We start from the raw sequence: 17,133 nt of genomic DNA, 5'->3' as shown, positions 1-17,133 counted from the left end.
TAGGCACATCGAAAACACAGCGCCGGGATCAAAGCCATGGGCATGCAACAGACCACCATCGAACTTATCGACGTGACCACCCAAGTGGCCGTTCATGAGGTAGCCCCAGCTCCAGTGCAGCAGCTGAACCTGACCGAGAAGGTGGCCCTCGCAGTCAAGGCGATCAAGGCCCAGGTGCTGGCTGGCCGGCATCTTTCGTGCGCATTTTCGGGTGGCAAAGATTCATCTTGCACGCTTGCCATCGCACTCATGGCTATGCGTGAGTTGATCGACGAAGGCGTCAGCGTGCCGACCCTGAATGTCTGCCACTCGGATACCAAGATCGAGTCGCCCGTGGTCAAGGCCTACAACACTCAGATGATCAAGCAGATCGAGGCCTACTCCAAATCGAGCGGTATCCCTGTTCGTGTGTGGATTGCCTCGCCGGGCCTTAGCGGTGACTACCTCGTTTCTGTGATCGGTGGCCGCACCATCATGTCAGTTGGCTCCAATGCCAAGTGCTCCATGATGATGAAGGTTGAGCCACTGAATAAGCTCAAGCGCCAGCTGCGCAAGACTATCGCGGCGGAGACGGGGAAGAAGACCAAAGAGGTCGAAATCGTGACCCTGATCGGCACTCGCTTTGAGGAATCAGCCGCACGCAACCGCGCAATGACCGAGCGCGGAGAGAGCGCCCTGGAAGCCGTTGACGCTATGAGCGACGGTCAATTGGTGCTCAGCCCGATTGCCCACTTCACCACCATGGAAGTCTTCGAATTTATCGGCAACGTGCGTGCTGGCCGGCTTGAGACATACGACAGCTGGGACAGTCTGGTGGAGATTTACCGCTCGGCGAATAACGGGGATTGCATGGTCACTGCCTACATTGCGAACCGAGAGCAGGCCCGCACTCCATGCTCGGCACGCACGGGGTGCTGGGGATGCCTTCGAGTCAGCACAGACTCATCGGCAAATAGCTTCCTGAACCACGAAGAAGGCAAGTACGAGTGGCTTCGCCCGCTGGTCAACCTGCGGGAGTACATGAAGCGCAAGCACTTCGATCCGAAGGCCCGCGCCTGGGTGGCTCGCGATGTTGGTGAGGACGGCTATATCCAGCTGATGCCCAACGCCTATAGCCCCCAGTACACAAAGGAGCTGCTGGGGATCATCCTGAGCATCCAGGCAGACGAGGAAATCGCCGCCCGTAAGCTTGGCATTGAGCCGCGCTTCGAACTGCTGACGCTCAAGCAGGTCATGGCAGTCGAACTCGCCTGGGGCCGTTACGGGTATCAATCCCCATGGACAGCAATGCGCGTTTATCGCTCGGTCTACGAGGAAGGCAAGCGGTTCCGAATCCCGGATTTGGAATCCATGCCGGTGTACACCGAGAAGGACGTTTCTTTCCGTGGCCGCATCCCGTTCGCTGATGGTCAGTACGACAGCCTGTTCAGCGGCCTTCGCAACGTTGATGCAGCTGCGGCAGATGCAGAAGACCTGATGGTGACACGCGACGGGCGCTTTCTGACCCGATGCCAGACCGGCGACGAGTACGACATTGACGACGAGGGCCTGGAGTTGTTCATGGCCTTTGAGCTTGACCGCGTACTGGAGGCACCGCGCCTTAACGACGCCCCCAGCGCCGCCGTTCACTATCTACTCGGCCTGGGCACAGTCCAGCTGTACAAGGGCACCCAGAGCGACTGGGATCGAATGCTGCGTGTGTCCAACCAGCTGCACCGCCACAACCTGCTGGAGGTGCTGAACGACCCGATAGCCATCGTGGCCCGCGTAGCAGAGAAGCTGAAAGCAATCGGGAAGTCGCCATCGCTGATCACCACTAACCAGCCGGTGGCAATCAACTTGACCCCCGAGCAGGGCTCGCTATTCGACGCCTGAGCTGCCGGGGCTGGACATAGGGTCAGCCCCAGCAGTTGGTGGGGTTCAAGGCGCGGGGCGTAGCGACCACGGCGACGCCGGCAGCCCATCGGCCATATCCGCTCAGCTTTCCACTTCCCGCGCCGCGAAACCGAGCATTTCTCCGGGGCTGGCGTAGCAAAACCGAGCACTCCAAAGCCTGCGAGATTCTGGCACCCCTGCTTGGGGACTGACGATCTTCACCCATTCGCGATGCACCAGCGATGACACCGCCATTCCCCCTGGATAGTTGACCCATCGAAAGCGCCGGGCAAGCCGCCCTGCCAGAACCACTGGAGCAGCATCATGGAACTGACCGTCAACTACAGCTACATCGAGCAGATCATCCCGCCGCGTTGCCGCAATCCCCGCCCCACGCGCTTTGACGATGGTGTAGCCGTTCTCTCGATCCGTGAAGTGACCAGTGAGCAAGCGCCGGTTGCCATTATCGGTAGCGAGAAGGACTACCAGAGCGATGACTACCTGGAGCCGGTTGTATACCGCTGGTTTGAAGGCCGTCTGTGGACTAACTGTGCTGTGTCCAGTTGCTCGCGCCGCCGCGCAACCAACTACCCGGCCATTGGCCCTACCCTGAATCTGGTCAAAGACAGCGCCGTGCTCTCGGATACTGCACTGGGAATCTACGTCTGCGCCCGTGAAGGGAGGCAGGGTATCGCTGACTACCTCCAGGCCTGCACCCGCGACTGGCTGATCATCGACGGCCAGTTGCACCGCCCTGCCGGCGAACCGATGTACTTGGTGATGACGTTCGGTCTGGGCGGGAACCATGGCGGTACTGCCCTGCTGACCGATGACTTCCTGAATCCCAATATCCGGGTCGAGGCTTACTTCTCCCTGCTGGAGCTGGAGCAGGCCACCGAGTACGCACTGAAAATTGCCAGTGAGCGCGGGGACACCAAGAAGGTCAGCACGGAATCTGGCTACAAGTTCGAGCTGCTGATCCCCGAGGCGATCAAGTGGAAAAATCCTGCTTTGCGTGCCGATGACACAGCACAGGCTGCCTGATCATTACCCCATCGAAAACGCAGCCGGAGACGGACATGAACACCACTGATCTTGAGCAACGCTACGCCAACACCATCGCCGAAATGGCAGCACAGGGCCTTGTTGATGCTGCCGAACTGACCTCCCTGCAAGAGCTGGTGCAGGTGATCAAAGACACCGTGGACGACGAGCCGCTGAGCTTCGCGGACTTCGAGCAGTTCTACGCGTGGTGGGACGTGACAACCGCCTATGACCAGATGGACGCGGAAACCAGCGCAGAGCACCACAAGCCGGCCCTGGCCATCGCCTACGAGGCGCTGGTCAACGAAGGCTTCTTCTGACCCTAATCCCAATCAGCAATGCGGGGATCGACGATCCCCGTCACGCAACCAACACCGGAGACACCCCATGCGCAGCCACCTGCTAGCCGTCGAACTCGATAGCGACATGGACTTGACCATCCTCGCCTCCCCCCGCGTACAGATCGAGGCGATTGCCAACAACCGTTACCGCGTGACGCCACAGATCAAGCTGTACAAGTGCGAGGGCCACACTTTCGTTGGCCGCTACCTGCGCCGCCGCGCCCCGCAACTGGGTTGGTATGCTGGCAACGCCAGTCGGCCCACGGGCTACTTCACGACCGGCAACGTGTGATTCAAGGATAAGATCATGGCCAAGATTGACGACTTCCATTGCAAGGGCTGCCAAAAGTGGTTCGACGTGTTCAAGAAGGGCGCGAAGAAGGGCTACTGCTTGTACTGCAAACCGCGCCCGGCCCCAAGCAAATAACCCCTCCCTGGCGCCTGATCCTCGGGCGCCAGCATTGGAGCCGAGCAATCGCTATTGTCACGCAGCGTTTGCAGGCCGCTTTTCAAAGATCATCATCGAATACGCAACGACCACGATCAGTGGCACCAGCCAGAAGGCTACCGTCGCTACTGCATGCGCCATGTCACCCAGCATCTTGGATGGATCAACCATGGCGCCTTGCGGGGCACCTACTGTTGCTTCTATCGCATGAATACCGCCTACCGCAGCCACCATGACCATTGCGACCGGGAACAGCATCAGCAAGCGCTTCCAGGTGCGGGCGGCAGGAGAGGTGACAAGGAGCCCGACGCTAGCCAGGAACCCACCCAGGAAATAGATCAACCCGAAAGGGCTGATACCAAGAAGATCAAGGCCGTCCAGGAACAGCTTCCCCTGCAACACTAATGTGCCAATGATGATGGCCAGAATGTAGCCGGTGACGATTCCAGCAAAGATTTTACCGATGGTACTCATGCAGCCTCCTATCCCATTTTGAGTGGAATGATAACGGCCCATGCCGTGTCCTTCCTCAGTTCAAATGATGGGTGTTGAGCAATTGCTGGAATCGCCCGACACCCCAATGACACAGCCCTCCCCCCTAGATACTGGCCACATCCAAAACGAAGGGCACACAGCCCGACTAGGCAGGGGGAATCACTAATGACTGCTCGCATGGACTCACTTATTGGTAACGGCTACTCCATCCTAAAGTTCGCAGACCTACCGGCGCATTGCCAACTGGCGACGGTTTGGTTCAACGTCATAGAGGGTGGTGTGTGGGATGACGTAGTTCTTCCCGATTGGGAGACTGATGAAGATGCTAAGGCCGGGCTTGCCATGCTGTTGCCTGAGTACGTTGAGCGTTACGGTGAAAACCTTTATGGCTTGGTAACGCTCAGCGTTGATGCGCTCAAAGCTTCGATTATGCAGGACGAGGACTTTGCTTCGAGTTGGGAGAGTTGGGAGGAATTTCACGCTTCATACGGAACCGGCCCGTCTGACCATCCAGCAGATAACCGCTGGCCTGTACTCCTGTCTTACGACAATTACGCAACCATCTGGGATGGCTGGCATCGTTTCAATAGCTACCTTCGTGATGGGGCTACCGAAATTCAAGCTATGTTCTACCCACAGAAGCATCATCTTGCTGCATGCGGGATCATACCAACGGCGTCACCGCAACCGGGTATGCGGTAAATACCTAACTGATCACGGGAGAACGGCCAAGCCTTACAGGCGGTAACTCCTGCAAGGCCCGCAGTCGGCTTCGGCGGCGTAGTAGCTAGCAATGGCTGTGCCTACGGAGCTGCTGGCCGGCTAAGTAACTCAAGATTCTACCCGGCCAAGGCTTGGCATATTTTGTCCCGCCCCCATCCATTCTCAGGCGCCAGTATTGGGGTTGAGCAATTTCGCATTCTCAGCCCTGGCCCCGGTGACACAGCCCTTCCCCTTAGATACTGGGCACATCCAAAACGAAGGGCACACAGCCCTACCAGACAAGGGGAATCACCATGGGCTCCACCGTATCCACCAACAAGCTTGCCGCAGCGTTCAAGACCACCAGCGGCAAGACCATGTATGTCCTGTTCGAGGAAACCTACGAGTCCAATTGCCACCCGCGCACCCCGCGCTGGGGCTGCCTGATGATTGGCGAGATTGCCAAGACCATGCGCGGCATCTTCCGCTCAGCGTCGAGCTGCGAGGGCGGCATGCTCCAGGGGTCTGGCGGGCGCTACATCACGCCCGAGGGCTATGTCCAAGGCTGGCTCAAGGAGCTGGCTAACCCGGTAGTGTTCCACGATCAAACCTTCGAGCTGGCCTTGGGCGATAGCCTGTACTCCACAGTTCCCAAGGATGGCTTCGAAGACACCAAGGCACGTCTGACCGCCAACGGCTTCGAGGCAGAAGCGGCCCAGCTGGAGAACGGCGAGAAGTTGACTGTCAGCCTGTATGAGCACGCCGAGCTGCTGGCCAGCATCTATGACGGCATTGTTGGCGCTTGGCGGATCATCCAGGGCCACAACGCCCCGATCTATGGCCTGCGCAACCCTGAGCTTGGCTATGCACCTGCGAAAGCCAAAACCTTCGAAATCGAAACCCATGCCTGCATGCGCCTTTTCAAGCATCGCGAAGACGTGGCACTGAAAGACCAAAACGGTGACTGGCGCAATCGTGGGTGGGCCTACAGCATCATTGGGAACTATGTGCGAGAGCTTTGGCAGGCAGAACTGAGCGAGCCGGGGAGCTACCGTGCCCGCATCAAGAATCTGCGCAACGCCATTCAAACCGCCCCGATCATGCCGTCTGATGCTGTTGCCGTGATCGACACCACTGTGAAGCTGGAGAGCTGGACTCAGGAAACCCTGAACCGCGTAGTCAACGAGAACCCGCATACCATCGTCGGCCACGAAATCCACATCGCAGTGCCGACTGAGCCGGATCAAGCCTACAACGTGTGCTGCCTGCATGAGGATTGCACCAAGTTCGTCTGCATCCCCCTTGCGGCAGAAGAACCAGCACCAGCAGCGCCGACCCTGCAACTGGACCTGCTCGCCGGCTAGTCCCTCCCCTTGGCAACCTTCCATGCCCGCCTAGCGCGGGCATTTTCATGTCCGGCACCAGCACCCCGCGAGCCAGTCTTGCGCCACTCCCTGGACTAGGGGTTGAGGAACTGTCGAGCGATGAACCCCGGTGGCGATGACACAGGGCCGGCACCCCGATGATGGACACAACTAAATCAGCGAGGCGCATGCCTCACGGGAGCCCAACATGAGCAACTTCATTGTCCGCGTGACCTGCTTTGAACTGAATTACCTTGGCCAAGTAGCCGGTCAAATCGCCGATGCTTACGTTCCAGTCGAAGCCCAGGACGAAGACGAGGCCTGCAAGCGTGCCGTTATTTGGCACGGAGACAATGGCGTCGCGGTTGAAGATGATGACCTGCAATGGCAGTGCGTCGCTGTAGAGCGCGCCCTGTTGTTTAAGGCAACCAAGTGCCTCGAAGTCACAGGTTCCGAACTGGACGTGTTTTTGAGCCTTACCCAAGGCCTGAGCGTGGCCAAGGTCATTGGACGATCCACTTCCTCTGCCATGAGTTCGGAGGCTGCCAATGGCCAGTCACACTAAGGGCGTGTGGTACAGCCAATACGGTATCGCCCTCATGGGGGATGAAGGCATCCACATCTGCGACGTGAAAGGCCTTTCCCGCACTGACAGCGAGAACGAAGCCAATGCCGCCCGGATCGTTGCTTGCGTGAACGCGTGTGACGGATACACGACCGAGCAGCTGGTGGAGCTGAAAGGGGGCAACGTAAAGCGCGAAGTCACCTATTACGCCGACAAGCTTTGCGAAGCAGAAGGCCGCTACCTCAAGGCGGAGCTGCATCGTGACAACCTACTGGCGGCACTGAAAGCACTGCTGGAGCATGAAGGCTCAATGGTAGAAACAGGCATCGGCATGATGGAGTCCGACGAGCTTCAAGAGGCACGCAAACAGGCTCAGGTCGCAATCCGGGAAGTGGAGGCCGCGCAATGCCACATCTTCTAGAGACAAGCACCGTCACTGCCATCGACGCCGACGCCATCCGCGCTTGGGTGGCCCGGAACCTTGCCCCGCTATGCCCGGAGGATGCAGCAATCTCGGTCATTAACCGTCCGTGGCACTGCAAGGGCGAGTCGGCCTACTTCGCAGCGGTGGATGTTGAGGAACCCATCACCATTGAGCAGCTGCGCCGCCTTGAAGTCACCGAGCATTCCCGTGCGCACTACCTGCACTTCTACGTTGATGACGTTATAGCGGCGGCGGTTGGGAGTGGCGCCCTGGCCGGCGACTATTTCCACGTCCACTACCGCTGGTAGAGCAATCCTCGGGCGCCAGCATTGGGGCTGAGCATTTGCGGCAATTCTTCCCTTCCGCCGATGACACAGCCCCTCCACCTAGATACTGGGCACATCGAAAACAAGGGCGAACCGCCCGACCAGACTAGGGGAATCACCATGGGCTCTACTGTATCGACCGGCAAACTGGCAGCAGCTTTCCAGGCCACTGGCGGCAAGATCATGTACGTGCTGTTCGAGGAAACCTACGAGTCGAATTGCTACCCGCGCACTCCGCGCTGGGGCAGCTACATGATTGGCGAGCTGCCTGCCGTTATGCGCCACATCTTCCGCGCCGCAGCCAGTTGCGAGGGCGGCATGCTCAAGGGCGCTGGCGGGCGCGATATTACCCCGGAAGGCTACGTCCAGGGCTGGATGAAGGAGTTGGAGAGCCCGGTTGAAATTGCCGACCGTAAGTTCGAGCTGTATGCCGTGAACAACTACATGGCACCGATCCCGACCGAGAACTTTGCTTGGGCCAAGGCTGCCATGGTCAGCGTGGGCCGCGATGCTGACGCCGTGAAGCTGGAGAATGGCGAGCATCTGATCGTCTCGCTGTACGACGACGCAGAGCTGCTGGCGGCTGTATACGATGGCATCCACTTCGGCGCCAACCGGATCATTAAGTCCGCAGCCGACGCCCTGTATGCGCCGCGTAATCCGCGCCTCGGCTACGCGCCGGCCAAGTCCAAAGTCGTGACCATGGACACCCCTCGCTTCCTGCGGGTCCGCGAAGGCCATAGCCACATTGCCAAACAGGACGCCAAAGGCGAGTGGCGCGGTGACGCCTCGCATTGCTTCATGAATTCGTTTATCACCAATCTTTGGAAGTCGGAGCTGGCTGAGCCGCTGACCTATCGCGGCAAGATGAAGGTTATGCGCGAAGCGATTAAGAACGCTGAGGTAATGCCGAGCAACGCGAAGCTGGTCATTGATACTAAAGCCATCGCCGAGCGCTACCACCAGGAATCCGTTGACTGGGCTCTGGCAAACACTAAGCACACCAAGTCCGGCGATGAAATTTACATCGATCTGCCGACCGACTACACAGCGCTTTACCGTGTCGCGACACTCAGTGAGAAGTTCGCCCGCTACGTCTTCACCGGCAACGCACCAGCACAGCAGCTTGACCTGCTGGCCTGCTGATCAGTGCCCGGCCCCGGATAGTCTGGGGCTAACCGGCCATCCTCACCTCCCAGACCGGGGAGTATGGCCGCTCAACGGTTAAACTATGAGAACCCCCGCAGGCGCTGGCGTGCAGGGGGGCAGAGCAAGAGGGATCGAACATGAAAGAAGCGGATGGAGTGATTCTGAGTGAGGGCGAATCGCTGAGCGCCCTGAAAGACTTGCCAGCGGGCACGCCGGTTGCCGTCTGCACCAAGGGCCAGTGGTGGCCCTACAAGAGCATAGGCAACGGCCTCAACAACCCGGTCGGGAGCTATAGCTTCTCCAAGGCCGAGCACGCATTGCAGGCGGCACGCTCCAGGCTGCACTGACCTTCACCAGGAATAACCCATGTACGAAGACCTTGAAGGTTTTGAGCTGTCTTTCAGCGTCCAGATTGACGGCAACCGAGTGCTTGAGCTGCATGTCGATGAATGCGAAACCGGCGACAGCGTATGGCAGACCACAAATTCCAGCGGTCAGATTCTCGACCGCTCTGAGCGCTACGAGGATCAAGCCCGTTGTTTGCGTGACGGCCTGAACAAAGTGCTGCCTCAATAATCATTCGCCAAATGGAAACATTGGAATCGAGACTGACCATGGCATACGAGCTAACCCCCGAGCAGATTGCGTCCATCACCAAACCGGAAATGGCTTTTTCCACTCAGCGGCTCTTGCCTGCATGGGAAGACATTCCAGAGGAATTCAAGTCCGGGAACATTTACACCAATCTGGCTTCTGCCATCTTTTACGGGACTGAAATGCCTGAATGCACTGTTGCCCTCAACGATGGAATTGAGCCCAAGGCTTTGAATGAGTGCATCCGAGCCCACCTCAAGTCATTCGGGCCGCAGCACGAACACAAGATTGCCGGGGTGGGTTACATGATTGCTTGCGCATGCAAACTGATACCCCCTGGCGGGGCCGGTGCCGAGGGTCAATGATGACGAAACTATGCAGGCTGCCCCTGCTGCCTTTCGCGGTGCTCGTAGAGCTTTCGCTACTGGCGGCGGCGTGGCTGCTTGCGCTTGCCTCCCCTTCTGCTGCTTGCGCTTTCATCGCGCTGGCCAAGCAACTACCAGATGCCGACTGGTACATGGGACGCCTATAGCCTCCCCGCCGTGGCCCGTGGCATAGCGCCCAGCATAAGCCTCTAATCAGCGCCGCCCCCTCCCTCCCCACAAATCCCATCGCCGGATTGCAGGCTATCTCTGCCTGTAGTCACTCCACGCAGCACGGCAGCGCTTAGTGCCCAGGATCGATGCCAGCCTTCTCGCATCAATGCCTTGCCCGAAGCCCAGCATGGGGGTTGGGGAATTTCGTTTTATTGCTCGCGCTCCCCGGTGACACAGCTGCACCAGGATGAGAATGGACACATCAAACGAACAAGGATCACGGCAATGGTTGAAGTAGAAGTAGGCACCCTGATCGGCCCGGCGCTGGACTATGTGATTGCGACCATCGAAGAACTGCCCATCCGGCATGACCCGATGGCGTTCGGCAACACCGCTAACGGCGGTTACTGGGTCTGGGACAACCGCCCTGGCGGCAAGATGCTCCAGATCGGCCCGAAGCCCGCGAGCCATAACGGCGGCTACTACAGCCCTTCCACTCGCTGGGATCAACTCGGCCCGCTGGTCATGAAGTACCCGATTGTCATGGGCAACCATGAGTCCGGGAAAGAAGACGGGAAGTTCTGGGGTAGTGCCCACTGCTTCGATAGCGGAACTGAGTTTCAAACCACCGATGGCGTCATGGTTGCTGCTTGCCGGGCCATCGTCGCTTACAAGCTCGGCCCAGTGGTGAAAATCCCACGCAGCCTTCTTCACTAACCGCACCCCAAGAGGACGCAAACGATGAGCCAGATTCAAACCATGCAAGTCGGCGCAGTCGAACTGCGAAAGACCTCCGAAGGTTGGCAGTACCTGAGCGAAGGGGTCGGCAACGATCCCGACCGCTGGTGCGATGCAACCAGCGTGCTGGCTCCTTTCGGCGGCTCGGGTGTGAGCACCCTTCTCGACGAGCTTCTGGCGGCACGACAAGAGGCCGAACAGAAAGCCGTAAGCGTGTGCGAGAACTGCCGCTACTGGGGCCAGATGTATGAGGGCTGCTGCGACTTCATCGACACCATTTCCGGCGAGCGAGTGGCGGAAACATCGGGTTGCCAGATCATCGCCACGGTAAGTGACGACACAGGGCTCAACACGTTGTTGAAGACCGGCCCGAATTTCAGCTGCCCGAATTTCAGCAAGCAAGAGTAATCACCATGCCAGCAGAAACCGTGAACCTGTTTGTCTTGAACGCCAACGGCCATTACTTCCAAATCAACATGCAGGAAGTGGCAGTGGAGAAGGATCAGTTGCGAGAGTGCCGGTTCTTCGACAACGAGCCGGCGCTACTGGAAGCTGTATGCAGTGCAACTGGTTGTGATCTTGAAGAAGTCGAAGGCAGCACTTTCTACATCACCATGCGCAATGGCGATCCCGCGATGATCGACGACCGGGGCTTTGAGCATGCCATTGATGGCCCTGTCGAAGACTTCATTGCCGACTTTGTTCTGTGATTGACCAATAGCATGCCCTCGAAGCCGCCATTGAGCATCGAGAGTTGCGCCAGTCATGCTGCTGTAGCAACAAGCCCGCGTGACACACGAATACCAGCCCTATGATTTTCATGGCCCGATGACAAGTAGGCCGGTCAGGAGCAAGGAGAGAACCATGTCGGAAAATGACCCGAACCAGTCAGCTGAAAAACTGATTTCCATGCGAGCTGCTGTGAGCGACGGATGGAGGGCGCGCACAGTTCGTGTGGCAGACGGGAAATATCCTCTCTGCACTTCGACCTACAACTACTGCCAGGACGAAGAAACCAAGTCCGAGATAGCTCGCCGAGTGGCGGCGCTATGGAACCTTGCAACAGGCATCCCAACAGCAGAGCTTGAGGCGCTGGATGCCTCCGGCTTCAAACTCCGCAAGTGAGCGAAAAATCCATGCAGACAACCGCAATTGACTTGAGCAACAACGTCCGTCATCCGTTCGCCGACTACTCGCTTTCGGATGCCGTCACGCTGGCAAACAACAATCGCAACCTGAACCTGATGCCCCCGGTTGAGTCCCTGGCCGAGGCCCGTGAAGTGGTTCAGGGGATGAGCAGCCGTGCCGGTGGCACTTGGATCACGGGCATGGCGGCACTGGATGTTCTCGATGCCGCCATTGAGAATCGAGATTTGCGCGCATCCTGTCGCCTGATTTAAGCGAACCCGGCGTGACACACGCCGGCTAGCCCTAATATACCCATGCCCAATTGACCAGAAGTGCGGTCAGGAGGGGCGACTAGCCCGAGTCAGTAGCCAGCCTGGACGGGTATCCGGTCATTGCGAAGCCCCTGAGCTAGAGTAGCGTGCCTTGAAAAATCGTCGCCCATCCTGAACGCATTTGAGCCCGAGGATCGTACCGATGGAACAAAAACCGCTTTGGACGAAGGACGAGATTGTCGAGTTCGACGATCTTGTGGATGGAGTGTCCAGCCCGAACCAGCTTGAGCGTATCGATTGCCGCATGCGTCTGAATAAGTTCGCGAGCACCCACGGCAAAGAGAAATGCGATGCCATGTTTGCCCACCTGGAGGACGGGGGCGCGAAAGAAGACGGCCCGCTGGTTGACGTTCCCGCTGACGGATCTAAATCCGATGGGGTGGCCCCGTGAGTATCGACACCCTACCGTCCACCAGCATCCTGGCGATGCCTGTACCGGATGACTGCACCGACCGCTATGCCTCCGGCTGGGCGTTTGCAGACGGGCATGTCCGCAAAGGCGGCAACCTCAATGCTGACGCTCCAGCTGAGTGGCATGAGGAAAAGGTCAACGGCTTCTGGGATCGGCTCAGCGCAGAGCGCAATGCCAAATCCACGGATGGCAATGGAGAAACCCATGGCCACCAGTGAGCAGAAGGTCAAAGCGGTCTATTCCCGCGCCAGCAAAAAGCGCTATAGCACCCACGGTGGTGGTGGCTACTACCTCATCTGGTCTGGCTTCCCGGAAGGACGGGATAGTGTGCGCCTCGGCGAAGGCAAGACCGCTTCCGCCGCATGGGTGGACGCAGCTAAGAACATCGAACGCGTGGCTGCGCAAGCCAGCAGTGCGGTACAGGAGAAAAGCGATGGACAATGAACGCGGCAACTGCATCGACTGCGGTGAGGCACTGTGTCACCTGGATGACGACCCCAACGGCGCCCGTAACGCCTCATGCGCCCGCTGCGTGGCCCACGACGCCCATGATTTCGACGCCGAGCCCAACGCCGTATTCAACCGCTCCGGCGAGCGCATCGACGACAAGCCTCAGCGCTCGGCCATGCCCCAGAACCTGCGCTCGGTTCTGGCAAGCCTTCCTCAGCTGTCACAGCGCCAGGATTCGACAGCAGCCCAGTTGGCTGACCTGCGGGTGATTGCAAACAAACTGGGGCTTTACGACGCCGCCGACGCCATCAAAAACATGCTTGACCGACCATAACGGGCCAGAGGACAGAACCCATGTCGCAGCAGATCAAGACCGAATACCAGCTGGAGCGCGAAGCACGCTGGAAATCCATGGGCTTCACCCTGATCGACGAGGCCAAGCCCGAGATTGGGAAGCTAGTCGAGGCCGTCCGCGTTCATCAGCCTCGCGGCTTTGGCGGGGTGATCCTGCGCACCGAATTTCTGCTGGTCAACATGGTGCGCGAGGAAGAATACAGCTACACCGACACCACCAACGGCGATAAACACCTCGCCGCCAGCGAGTTCGAGGGCTGGCGCGAAATTGGTGCTGGGCAAAGCAGCAACGATGATCAAGCGGAAACCAAGGGAGCAGCCTGACCATGGCAAGTATCGGGCGTGAGCCGCTGCCGGCAGGTGCTGTGATCGAGTATTGCGGCGAACACGGCGAAGTCATCCATGATCCGGGCGGCGAAGGCCGTGTAACGGTCAAGGTCGGCGACCATCAGGCGCAATGGTGGTGGACGTTCGAGGGGGTCACTTGCTCGGTAGTGTCGCTGCCCACCACCGCATGTGGTTCGTCGGAGGTCGCTGGCTTGCGTCACACTGGATCACAGGCCGAGCCCCTTCCTCAAGACGACTTCCCACCAGCTAGCCTGGGGGCACTGTTCGATGGCCTGGGCAGATCGTAAGCACTCAGCGCGGGAGCGGGAGTTGTCAGTAGCGATCATCGTAAGGATGGTGAGCATCACCATACTTGCCAGCGCTAATGTGATGGCTGCCGTGAAGTAGGCAGCTACCCCGCCGAGCCTGTTGTTGTGCGAGCTGGTGTTCAATGCTGAATTCCTACTGGCCTAAAGCAGCGAGGTGTATTGGTCTGTCAGAGAGGATAACGGCCCTTCGGGCAGTATCAATTGCTGCCCGCCATTCTCACATCCAGGTCAGGCCTTCTCAAACTGCTTGAGCGGGGTTAATCCATTCCTTCCCTCAAGCGCCAGCATAGGGTTCGAGGATTTCTGCGATCATTCATTCGTCGCGGTGACACACCATTTGGCACCTGACAATTGGCACCTCACCAAAACAGGCCAGCCGGCCCCGACGAGGATTTACGACATGGCACGCGAGCTTTCCGAGTTCGAGCAGCATGTGCTCACTATTGTCAGGCCGCTGCACACGGCCAAATGGCAAGCAGACTATCGCTGGGACTCGCTGGAAAAGTCCTTGGCTAACCTGGGCAATGACTATGGTGGCTTGGAGTTGAATCCTGACTTCCAGCGCGGGCATGTGTGGACGGCCTTTCAGCAAGCCCACTACATAGAAAACTGCATGCGCGGCATCGTCGCGTCGAGCGGATTTCTCATCCAGCTTAACTGTGCTGATTGGGGGGAGCCTGACCCCGAATCAGACCTCCCGAAGGGCTTGCAGTGCGTCGATGGATTGCAGCGGTACACCGCAGTTACTGAGTTCGTCAAAGGCAACGTCAAGCCGTTCGGCTTCACTGCTCAGGAGCTGTCTGGCACCCAGTTCTCACCGAAGCGCATCTACATGAAGGTCGCGATCCACGGATTCACCAAGCGGGCTGACCTACTTGCGCACTATCTCGCACTGAATGCCGGTGGCACACCTCACAGCGCCGAGGAAATCGAGCGAGTGCGTGGCCTGCTGGCCCAGGCGCAGGCCTCTGCCTGACCCATCCGCAAAGTCTTCTGGCTTCCTGCTTTCGGGGCTCAGGATTTCATGACCTGATGCAACTACTCGCCGTGACACACAGCGGCCAGGGCGAGAATAGGCACATCACGAAATCACACCGTCACCAGCACCAGCCCCGGACAAGGAACCTCTCATGAGCGCCTACTTCGCAGCCTTCGTCAATCTGCCAGTCGTTATCAGCGAACCAGGGGAGTACCTGACCCGTGGCGGAGAGCGAGTCACCATCGAGCAAGCATCAACCCGGCACAGCTTTGGGTGCGTCGGTGGTTATGCTGATTGCGGCACCCAGGATCGTTGGCACAAGAGCGGACGGCTTTACGCCGGCACTGAGTCGCGCAACGACATTGTTTCACGGGTGTAGAGCAGCCATGCCTGCCGGAACCAACAAGCGCACGCACTGCGACTGCGGCACTGAGCTGGAGCATCCCGGCTCAGTCGGCGGCAACTGGGGAGACTGGAAGTGCCGAAATCCCAAGTGCTGGTTTCGGTTCTGCCAGGACTGCGGGGCGCACCTCGACCAGAACAATGAGTGCGTCAGTTACCGCGATGCCCAGGATAGCCAGTACCAGGATCAACCAGAAGGCGCGAACTGACATGATGAGCCGTGAGCACATAGCGCAGTGCCAAGACGAGGGCCTGTGCTGCCATTGCGGTAAGGCAATCCGCTGGGGTGAAGATGCCGTGTATTCCATTACCGGGGCACACTACGACTGCCAGTTCCCCGATGGGCGCGAGGCTGTGCTCGGAATGCCGGCCCTCTTGCGTCCCACCGTGGGTTTTGGCACCAGCACGATCCCAGCGCTGGCGCGGGCGAATGGCGGGCACATGCTGCACTGGGTGATTCCCAGCACGGGCAAGGGTCTGTGTGGCCACAAACCCAAGGACAACGCTTGGCGCATGAAGTCGCGGGCCAAATGGTTCCTTGTGCCGGACGGCGCGGACGTGACCGGGCGGAAGCTCTGCGGCAAATGCGTTGAGCGCCACGCCCGATTACTAGCCGACCAAGAACAATGTGAAATTCAGGGCTGAGTGGCGCTGACACACAAGAACATGGCTCAGAATGAGCCTCAATAAACCAGTACCCCGGCGCCAGCGTGAGCCTACAGCTCCACTGGTAGCGAGAAAGCACAAAGAGGACAGATTGATGGTCGATAAACAGCTGCCCACGGTGACGCCCCTTGATGGCCCTATGGATGGCGAACGCTACCGACACCCCGCCTACGGGACTATTAGCCTCATGAAGGGGACTTGCGGCCAGGGAGGACTGGAGCTGTTTGGCTCCGACCTGAATCACCGAACCGTGCTGACGATTACCCTGAGTACCGCGCACCTGGATCGCCACCTCAACCGCGACTGGATTCACTCCGACCGCAACGTTGTTTCATTCCAGATGAGCGAGGCGCAGTGGGCGGGGTTCATCAGCTCCCAAGGCGGAGCCGCAGTGCCGATCACATTCGAGAGCCGCCCGGATGATGCCGCCCCCATCCAATTGGTTCCACGCATCGAATCCCCCGAAACCATGATGGAGCAGTTCGACCGCGAGATTCGCGAGAAATGCGCCAAGTACATGGAAACTGCAACGACTCTGCTGGAAGGCCTGGACAAAGCCCTGGAAGATGGCAAGGCAAACAAGGGCACGCTTAAAGAGCTGCGTGACTTGGCCAGCAGCCTGAGCGTAGGCATGCCCAACTCCATGGCTTTTGTGCAGAAGCAAATGGCAACCGCAATGGAAAAGACCGTAAGCGCCGGCAAGATCGAGCTGGAGGCCTACGTCAACGACATGGCGACCCGCACCGGCCTGGAGGCACTGCGCAACCAGTCCGTGTCGCTGATCGAGCACAGCGCTAAACCTGAAACCCCAACCGAGTAACCGGCAGAGACGCAGCGCATGGAAACCGTGGACACCCTCACCCTGCAACCTACGCTTTACGCCAACAAGCGAATTGCGTTTCGCCTCATGTCCGATGACGGCGAGCCCTACGGCGCCCTGACCTGCAACATCGTCGCTGCTCAGATTGAAGACGACGAGATTTGCATCCCAAGCTGGAACCTCCGGGAAGACCTTCTCGCCGGCTATCTCGCCACCGGCCAATTCGAGGAAACAGGTAAAGGCGCTGTCACAGGCTACGTTGTCGCCCCGGTCTGGCGTGTGGTCTGCCCCAAGTTGCTGGCCGAGGTCGCCCGGCTTCGCCAACAGGCCTGA

At 58.8% G+C, this 17,133-nt stretch carries 31 protein-coding genes; 30 read left to right on the top strand and 1 reads right to left on the bottom strand.

The window, feature by feature from the left end:
- The first annotated feature begins 36 nt into the window (after window positions 1-36).
- The 4 genes from AC3IYG_RS24620 to AC3IYG_RS24605 all read left to right on the top strand — a co-directional run bounded on the left by AC3IYG_RS24620 (window position 37) and on the right by AC3IYG_RS24605 (window position 3,552).
- Window positions 37-1,875 (top strand): phosphoadenosine phosphosulfate reductase domain-containing protein, encoded by a 1,839-nt coding sequence (locus tag AC3IYG_RS24620; protein WP_489314180.1) that lies wholly within the window; start codon window positions 37-39, stop codon window positions 1,873-1,875.
- 324 nt (window positions 1,876-2,199) lie between these two features.
- Complete coding sequence (locus AC3IYG_RS24615; RefSeq protein ID WP_489314181.1) at window positions 2,200-2,919, top strand: hypothetical protein; 720 nt, start codon at window positions 2,200-2,202, stop codon at window positions 2,917-2,919.
- Window positions 2,920-2,954: 35 nt separating this feature from the next.
- On the top strand, window positions 2,955-3,239 hold the full coding sequence (locus AC3IYG_RS24610) for a hypothetical protein (RefSeq protein WP_489314182.1): 285 nt from the start codon (window positions 2,955-2,957) through the stop codon (window positions 3,237-3,239).
- 67 nt (window positions 3,240-3,306) lie between these two features.
- Window positions 3,307-3,552 (top strand): hypothetical protein, encoded by a 246-nt coding sequence (locus tag AC3IYG_RS24605; RefSeq protein ID WP_489314183.1) that lies wholly within the window; start codon window positions 3,307-3,309, stop codon window positions 3,550-3,552.
- A gap of 192 nt (window positions 3,553-3,744) precedes the next feature.
- Here AC3IYG_RS24605 and AC3IYG_RS24600 read toward each other — a convergent pair whose 3' ends face one another.
- A complete protein-coding gene (locus tag AC3IYG_RS24600) occupies window positions 3,745-4,182 on the bottom strand; it encodes a hypothetical protein (protein ID WP_489314184.1) in 438 nt (145 codons plus the stop codon).
- Between the two features lie 186 nt (window positions 4,183-4,368).
- Here AC3IYG_RS24600 and AC3IYG_RS24595 point away from each other — a divergent pair, with 186 nt between their 5' ends.
- The 26 genes from AC3IYG_RS24595 (at window position 4,369) to AC3IYG_RS24470 (ending at window position 17,133) form a co-directional block, all read left to right on the top strand.
- Window positions 4,369-4,905, top strand: a complete 537-nt coding sequence (locus tag AC3IYG_RS24595) for a hypothetical protein (protein WP_489314185.1) — start codon at window positions 4,369-4,371, stop codon at window positions 4,903-4,905.
- A 314-nt stretch (window positions 4,906-5,219) separates the two neighbouring features.
- Complete coding sequence (locus AC3IYG_RS24590) at window positions 5,220-6,269, top strand: hypothetical protein (RefSeq protein ID WP_489314186.1); 1,050 nt, start codon at window positions 5,220-5,222, stop codon at window positions 6,267-6,269.
- 208 nt (window positions 6,270-6,477) lie between these two features.
- On the top strand, window positions 6,478-6,834 hold the full coding sequence (locus AC3IYG_RS24585) for a hypothetical protein (protein WP_489314187.1): 357 nt from the start codon (window positions 6,478-6,480) through the stop codon (window positions 6,832-6,834).
- A complete protein-coding gene (locus AC3IYG_RS24580; protein ID WP_489314188.1) occupies window positions 6,818-7,255 on the top strand; it encodes a hypothetical protein in 438 nt (145 codons plus the stop codon). Before AC3IYG_RS24585 ends, AC3IYG_RS24580 begins: the two co-directional genes overlap by 17 nt.
- Window positions 7,240-7,566, top strand: coding sequence for a hypothetical protein (locus AC3IYG_RS24575; protein WP_489314189.1), 327 nt, complete (start codon window positions 7,240-7,242; stop codon window positions 7,564-7,566). Before AC3IYG_RS24580 ends, AC3IYG_RS24575 begins: the two co-directional genes overlap by 16 nt.
- A gap of 21 nt (window positions 7,567-7,587) precedes the next feature.
- Window positions 7,588-8,730 (top strand): hypothetical protein, encoded by a 1,143-nt coding sequence (locus tag AC3IYG_RS24570; protein WP_489332264.1) that lies wholly within the window; start codon window positions 7,588-7,590, stop codon window positions 8,728-8,730.
- Window positions 8,731-8,870: 140 nt separating this feature from the next.
- Window positions 8,871-9,080, top strand: a complete 210-nt coding sequence (locus AC3IYG_RS24565) for a hypothetical protein (protein ID WP_489314191.1) — start codon at window positions 8,871-8,873, stop codon at window positions 9,078-9,080.
- A gap of 19 nt (window positions 9,081-9,099) precedes the next feature.
- Window positions 9,100-9,309 carry a hypothetical protein gene (locus tag AC3IYG_RS24560; RefSeq protein WP_489314192.1) on the top strand — a complete coding sequence of 70 codons (210 nt, stop codon included), beginning with the start codon at window positions 9,100-9,102 and terminating at the stop codon, window positions 9,307-9,309.
- 38 nt (window positions 9,310-9,347) lie between these two features.
- A complete protein-coding gene (locus AC3IYG_RS24555; RefSeq protein ID WP_489314193.1) occupies window positions 9,348-9,692 on the top strand; it encodes a hypothetical protein in 345 nt (114 codons plus the stop codon).
- 456 nt (window positions 9,693-10,148) lie between these two features.
- Window positions 10,149-10,580, top strand: a complete 432-nt coding sequence (locus AC3IYG_RS24550) for a phage protein NinX family protein (protein ID WP_489314194.1) — start codon at window positions 10,149-10,151, stop codon at window positions 10,578-10,580.
- Window positions 10,581-10,604: 24 nt separating this feature from the next.
- Window positions 10,605-11,009: a hypothetical protein gene (locus tag AC3IYG_RS24545; protein WP_489314195.1), complete on the top strand. Its 405-nt coding sequence runs from the start codon at window positions 10,605-10,607 to the stop codon at window positions 11,007-11,009.
- A gap of 5 nt (window positions 11,010-11,014) precedes the next feature.
- On the top strand, window positions 11,015-11,311 hold the full coding sequence (locus AC3IYG_RS24540) for a hypothetical protein (RefSeq protein ID WP_489314196.1): 297 nt from the start codon (window positions 11,015-11,017) through the stop codon (window positions 11,309-11,311).
- Between the two features lie 154 nt (window positions 11,312-11,465).
- Entirely contained in the window at window positions 11,466-11,726 is a 261-nt protein-coding gene (locus AC3IYG_RS24535) for a hypothetical protein (protein ID WP_489314197.1), read from the top strand.
- An 11-nt stretch (window positions 11,727-11,737) separates the two neighbouring features.
- Window positions 11,738-12,001, top strand: a complete 264-nt coding sequence (locus tag AC3IYG_RS24530) for a hypothetical protein (protein ID WP_489314198.1) — start codon at window positions 11,738-11,740, stop codon at window positions 11,999-12,001.
- 202 nt (window positions 12,002-12,203) lie between these two features.
- On the top strand, window positions 12,204-12,452 hold the full coding sequence (locus AC3IYG_RS24525; protein WP_489314199.1) for a hypothetical protein: 249 nt from the start codon (window positions 12,204-12,206) through the stop codon (window positions 12,450-12,452).
- The gene (locus tag AC3IYG_RS24520; protein WP_489314200.1) at window positions 12,449-12,691 is read left to right on the top strand and encodes a hypothetical protein; all 243 of its coding nucleotides are present in this window, start codon (window positions 12,449-12,451) and stop codon (window positions 12,689-12,691) included. The genes AC3IYG_RS24525 and AC3IYG_RS24520 overlap by 4 nt, the downstream gene beginning before the upstream one ends.
- Window positions 12,678-12,917 (top strand): hypothetical protein, encoded by a 240-nt coding sequence (locus AC3IYG_RS24515; protein ID WP_489314201.1) that lies wholly within the window; start codon window positions 12,678-12,680, stop codon window positions 12,915-12,917. The genes AC3IYG_RS24520 and AC3IYG_RS24515 overlap by 14 nt, the downstream gene beginning before the upstream one ends.
- Window positions 12,907-13,257 carry a hypothetical protein gene (locus AC3IYG_RS24510; RefSeq protein WP_489314202.1) on the top strand — a complete coding sequence of 117 codons (351 nt, stop codon included), beginning with the start codon at window positions 12,907-12,909 and terminating at the stop codon, window positions 13,255-13,257. The genes AC3IYG_RS24515 and AC3IYG_RS24510 overlap by 11 nt, the downstream gene beginning before the upstream one ends.
- 20 nt (window positions 13,258-13,277) lie before the next feature.
- Window positions 13,278-13,601 carry a hypothetical protein gene (locus tag AC3IYG_RS24505; protein ID WP_489314203.1) on the top strand — a complete coding sequence of 108 codons (324 nt, stop codon included), beginning with the start codon at window positions 13,278-13,280 and terminating at the stop codon, window positions 13,599-13,601.
- 2 nt (window positions 13,602-13,603) lie between these two features.
- Window positions 13,604-13,912: a hypothetical protein gene (locus AC3IYG_RS24500; protein ID WP_489314204.1), complete on the top strand. Its 309-nt coding sequence runs from the start codon at window positions 13,604-13,606 to the stop codon at window positions 13,910-13,912.
- Between the two features lie 421 nt (window positions 13,913-14,333).
- Window positions 14,334-14,909, top strand: a complete 576-nt coding sequence (locus tag AC3IYG_RS24495; RefSeq protein ID WP_489314205.1) for a DUF262 domain-containing protein — start codon at window positions 14,334-14,336, stop codon at window positions 14,907-14,909.
- A gap of 154 nt (window positions 14,910-15,063) precedes the next feature.
- Entirely contained in the window at window positions 15,064-15,291 is a 228-nt protein-coding gene (locus AC3IYG_RS24490) for a hypothetical protein (protein WP_489314206.1), read from the top strand.
- 7 nt (window positions 15,292-15,298) lie between these two features.
- On the top strand, window positions 15,299-15,523 hold the full coding sequence (locus tag AC3IYG_RS24485) for a hypothetical protein (RefSeq protein WP_489314207.1): 225 nt from the start codon (window positions 15,299-15,301) through the stop codon (window positions 15,521-15,523).
- Window position 15,524: 1 nt separating this feature from the next.
- Window positions 15,525-15,959 carry a hypothetical protein gene (locus AC3IYG_RS24480; RefSeq protein WP_489314208.1) on the top strand — a complete coding sequence of 145 codons (435 nt, stop codon included), beginning with the start codon at window positions 15,525-15,527 and terminating at the stop codon, window positions 15,957-15,959.
- Between the two features lie 115 nt (window positions 15,960-16,074).
- Window positions 16,075-16,800, top strand: a complete 726-nt coding sequence (locus AC3IYG_RS24475; protein WP_489332262.1) for a hypothetical protein — start codon at window positions 16,075-16,077, stop codon at window positions 16,798-16,800.
- An 18-nt stretch (window positions 16,801-16,818) separates the two neighbouring features.
- The gene (locus tag AC3IYG_RS24470; protein ID WP_489314210.1) at window positions 16,819-17,133 is read left to right on the top strand and encodes a hypothetical protein; all 315 of its coding nucleotides are present in this window, start codon (window positions 16,819-16,821) and stop codon (window positions 17,131-17,133) included.

Source organism: Pseudomonas sp. KH_027 (assembly GCF_057838565.1).
This window is presented reverse-complemented; position numbering and strand designations above follow the sequence as displayed.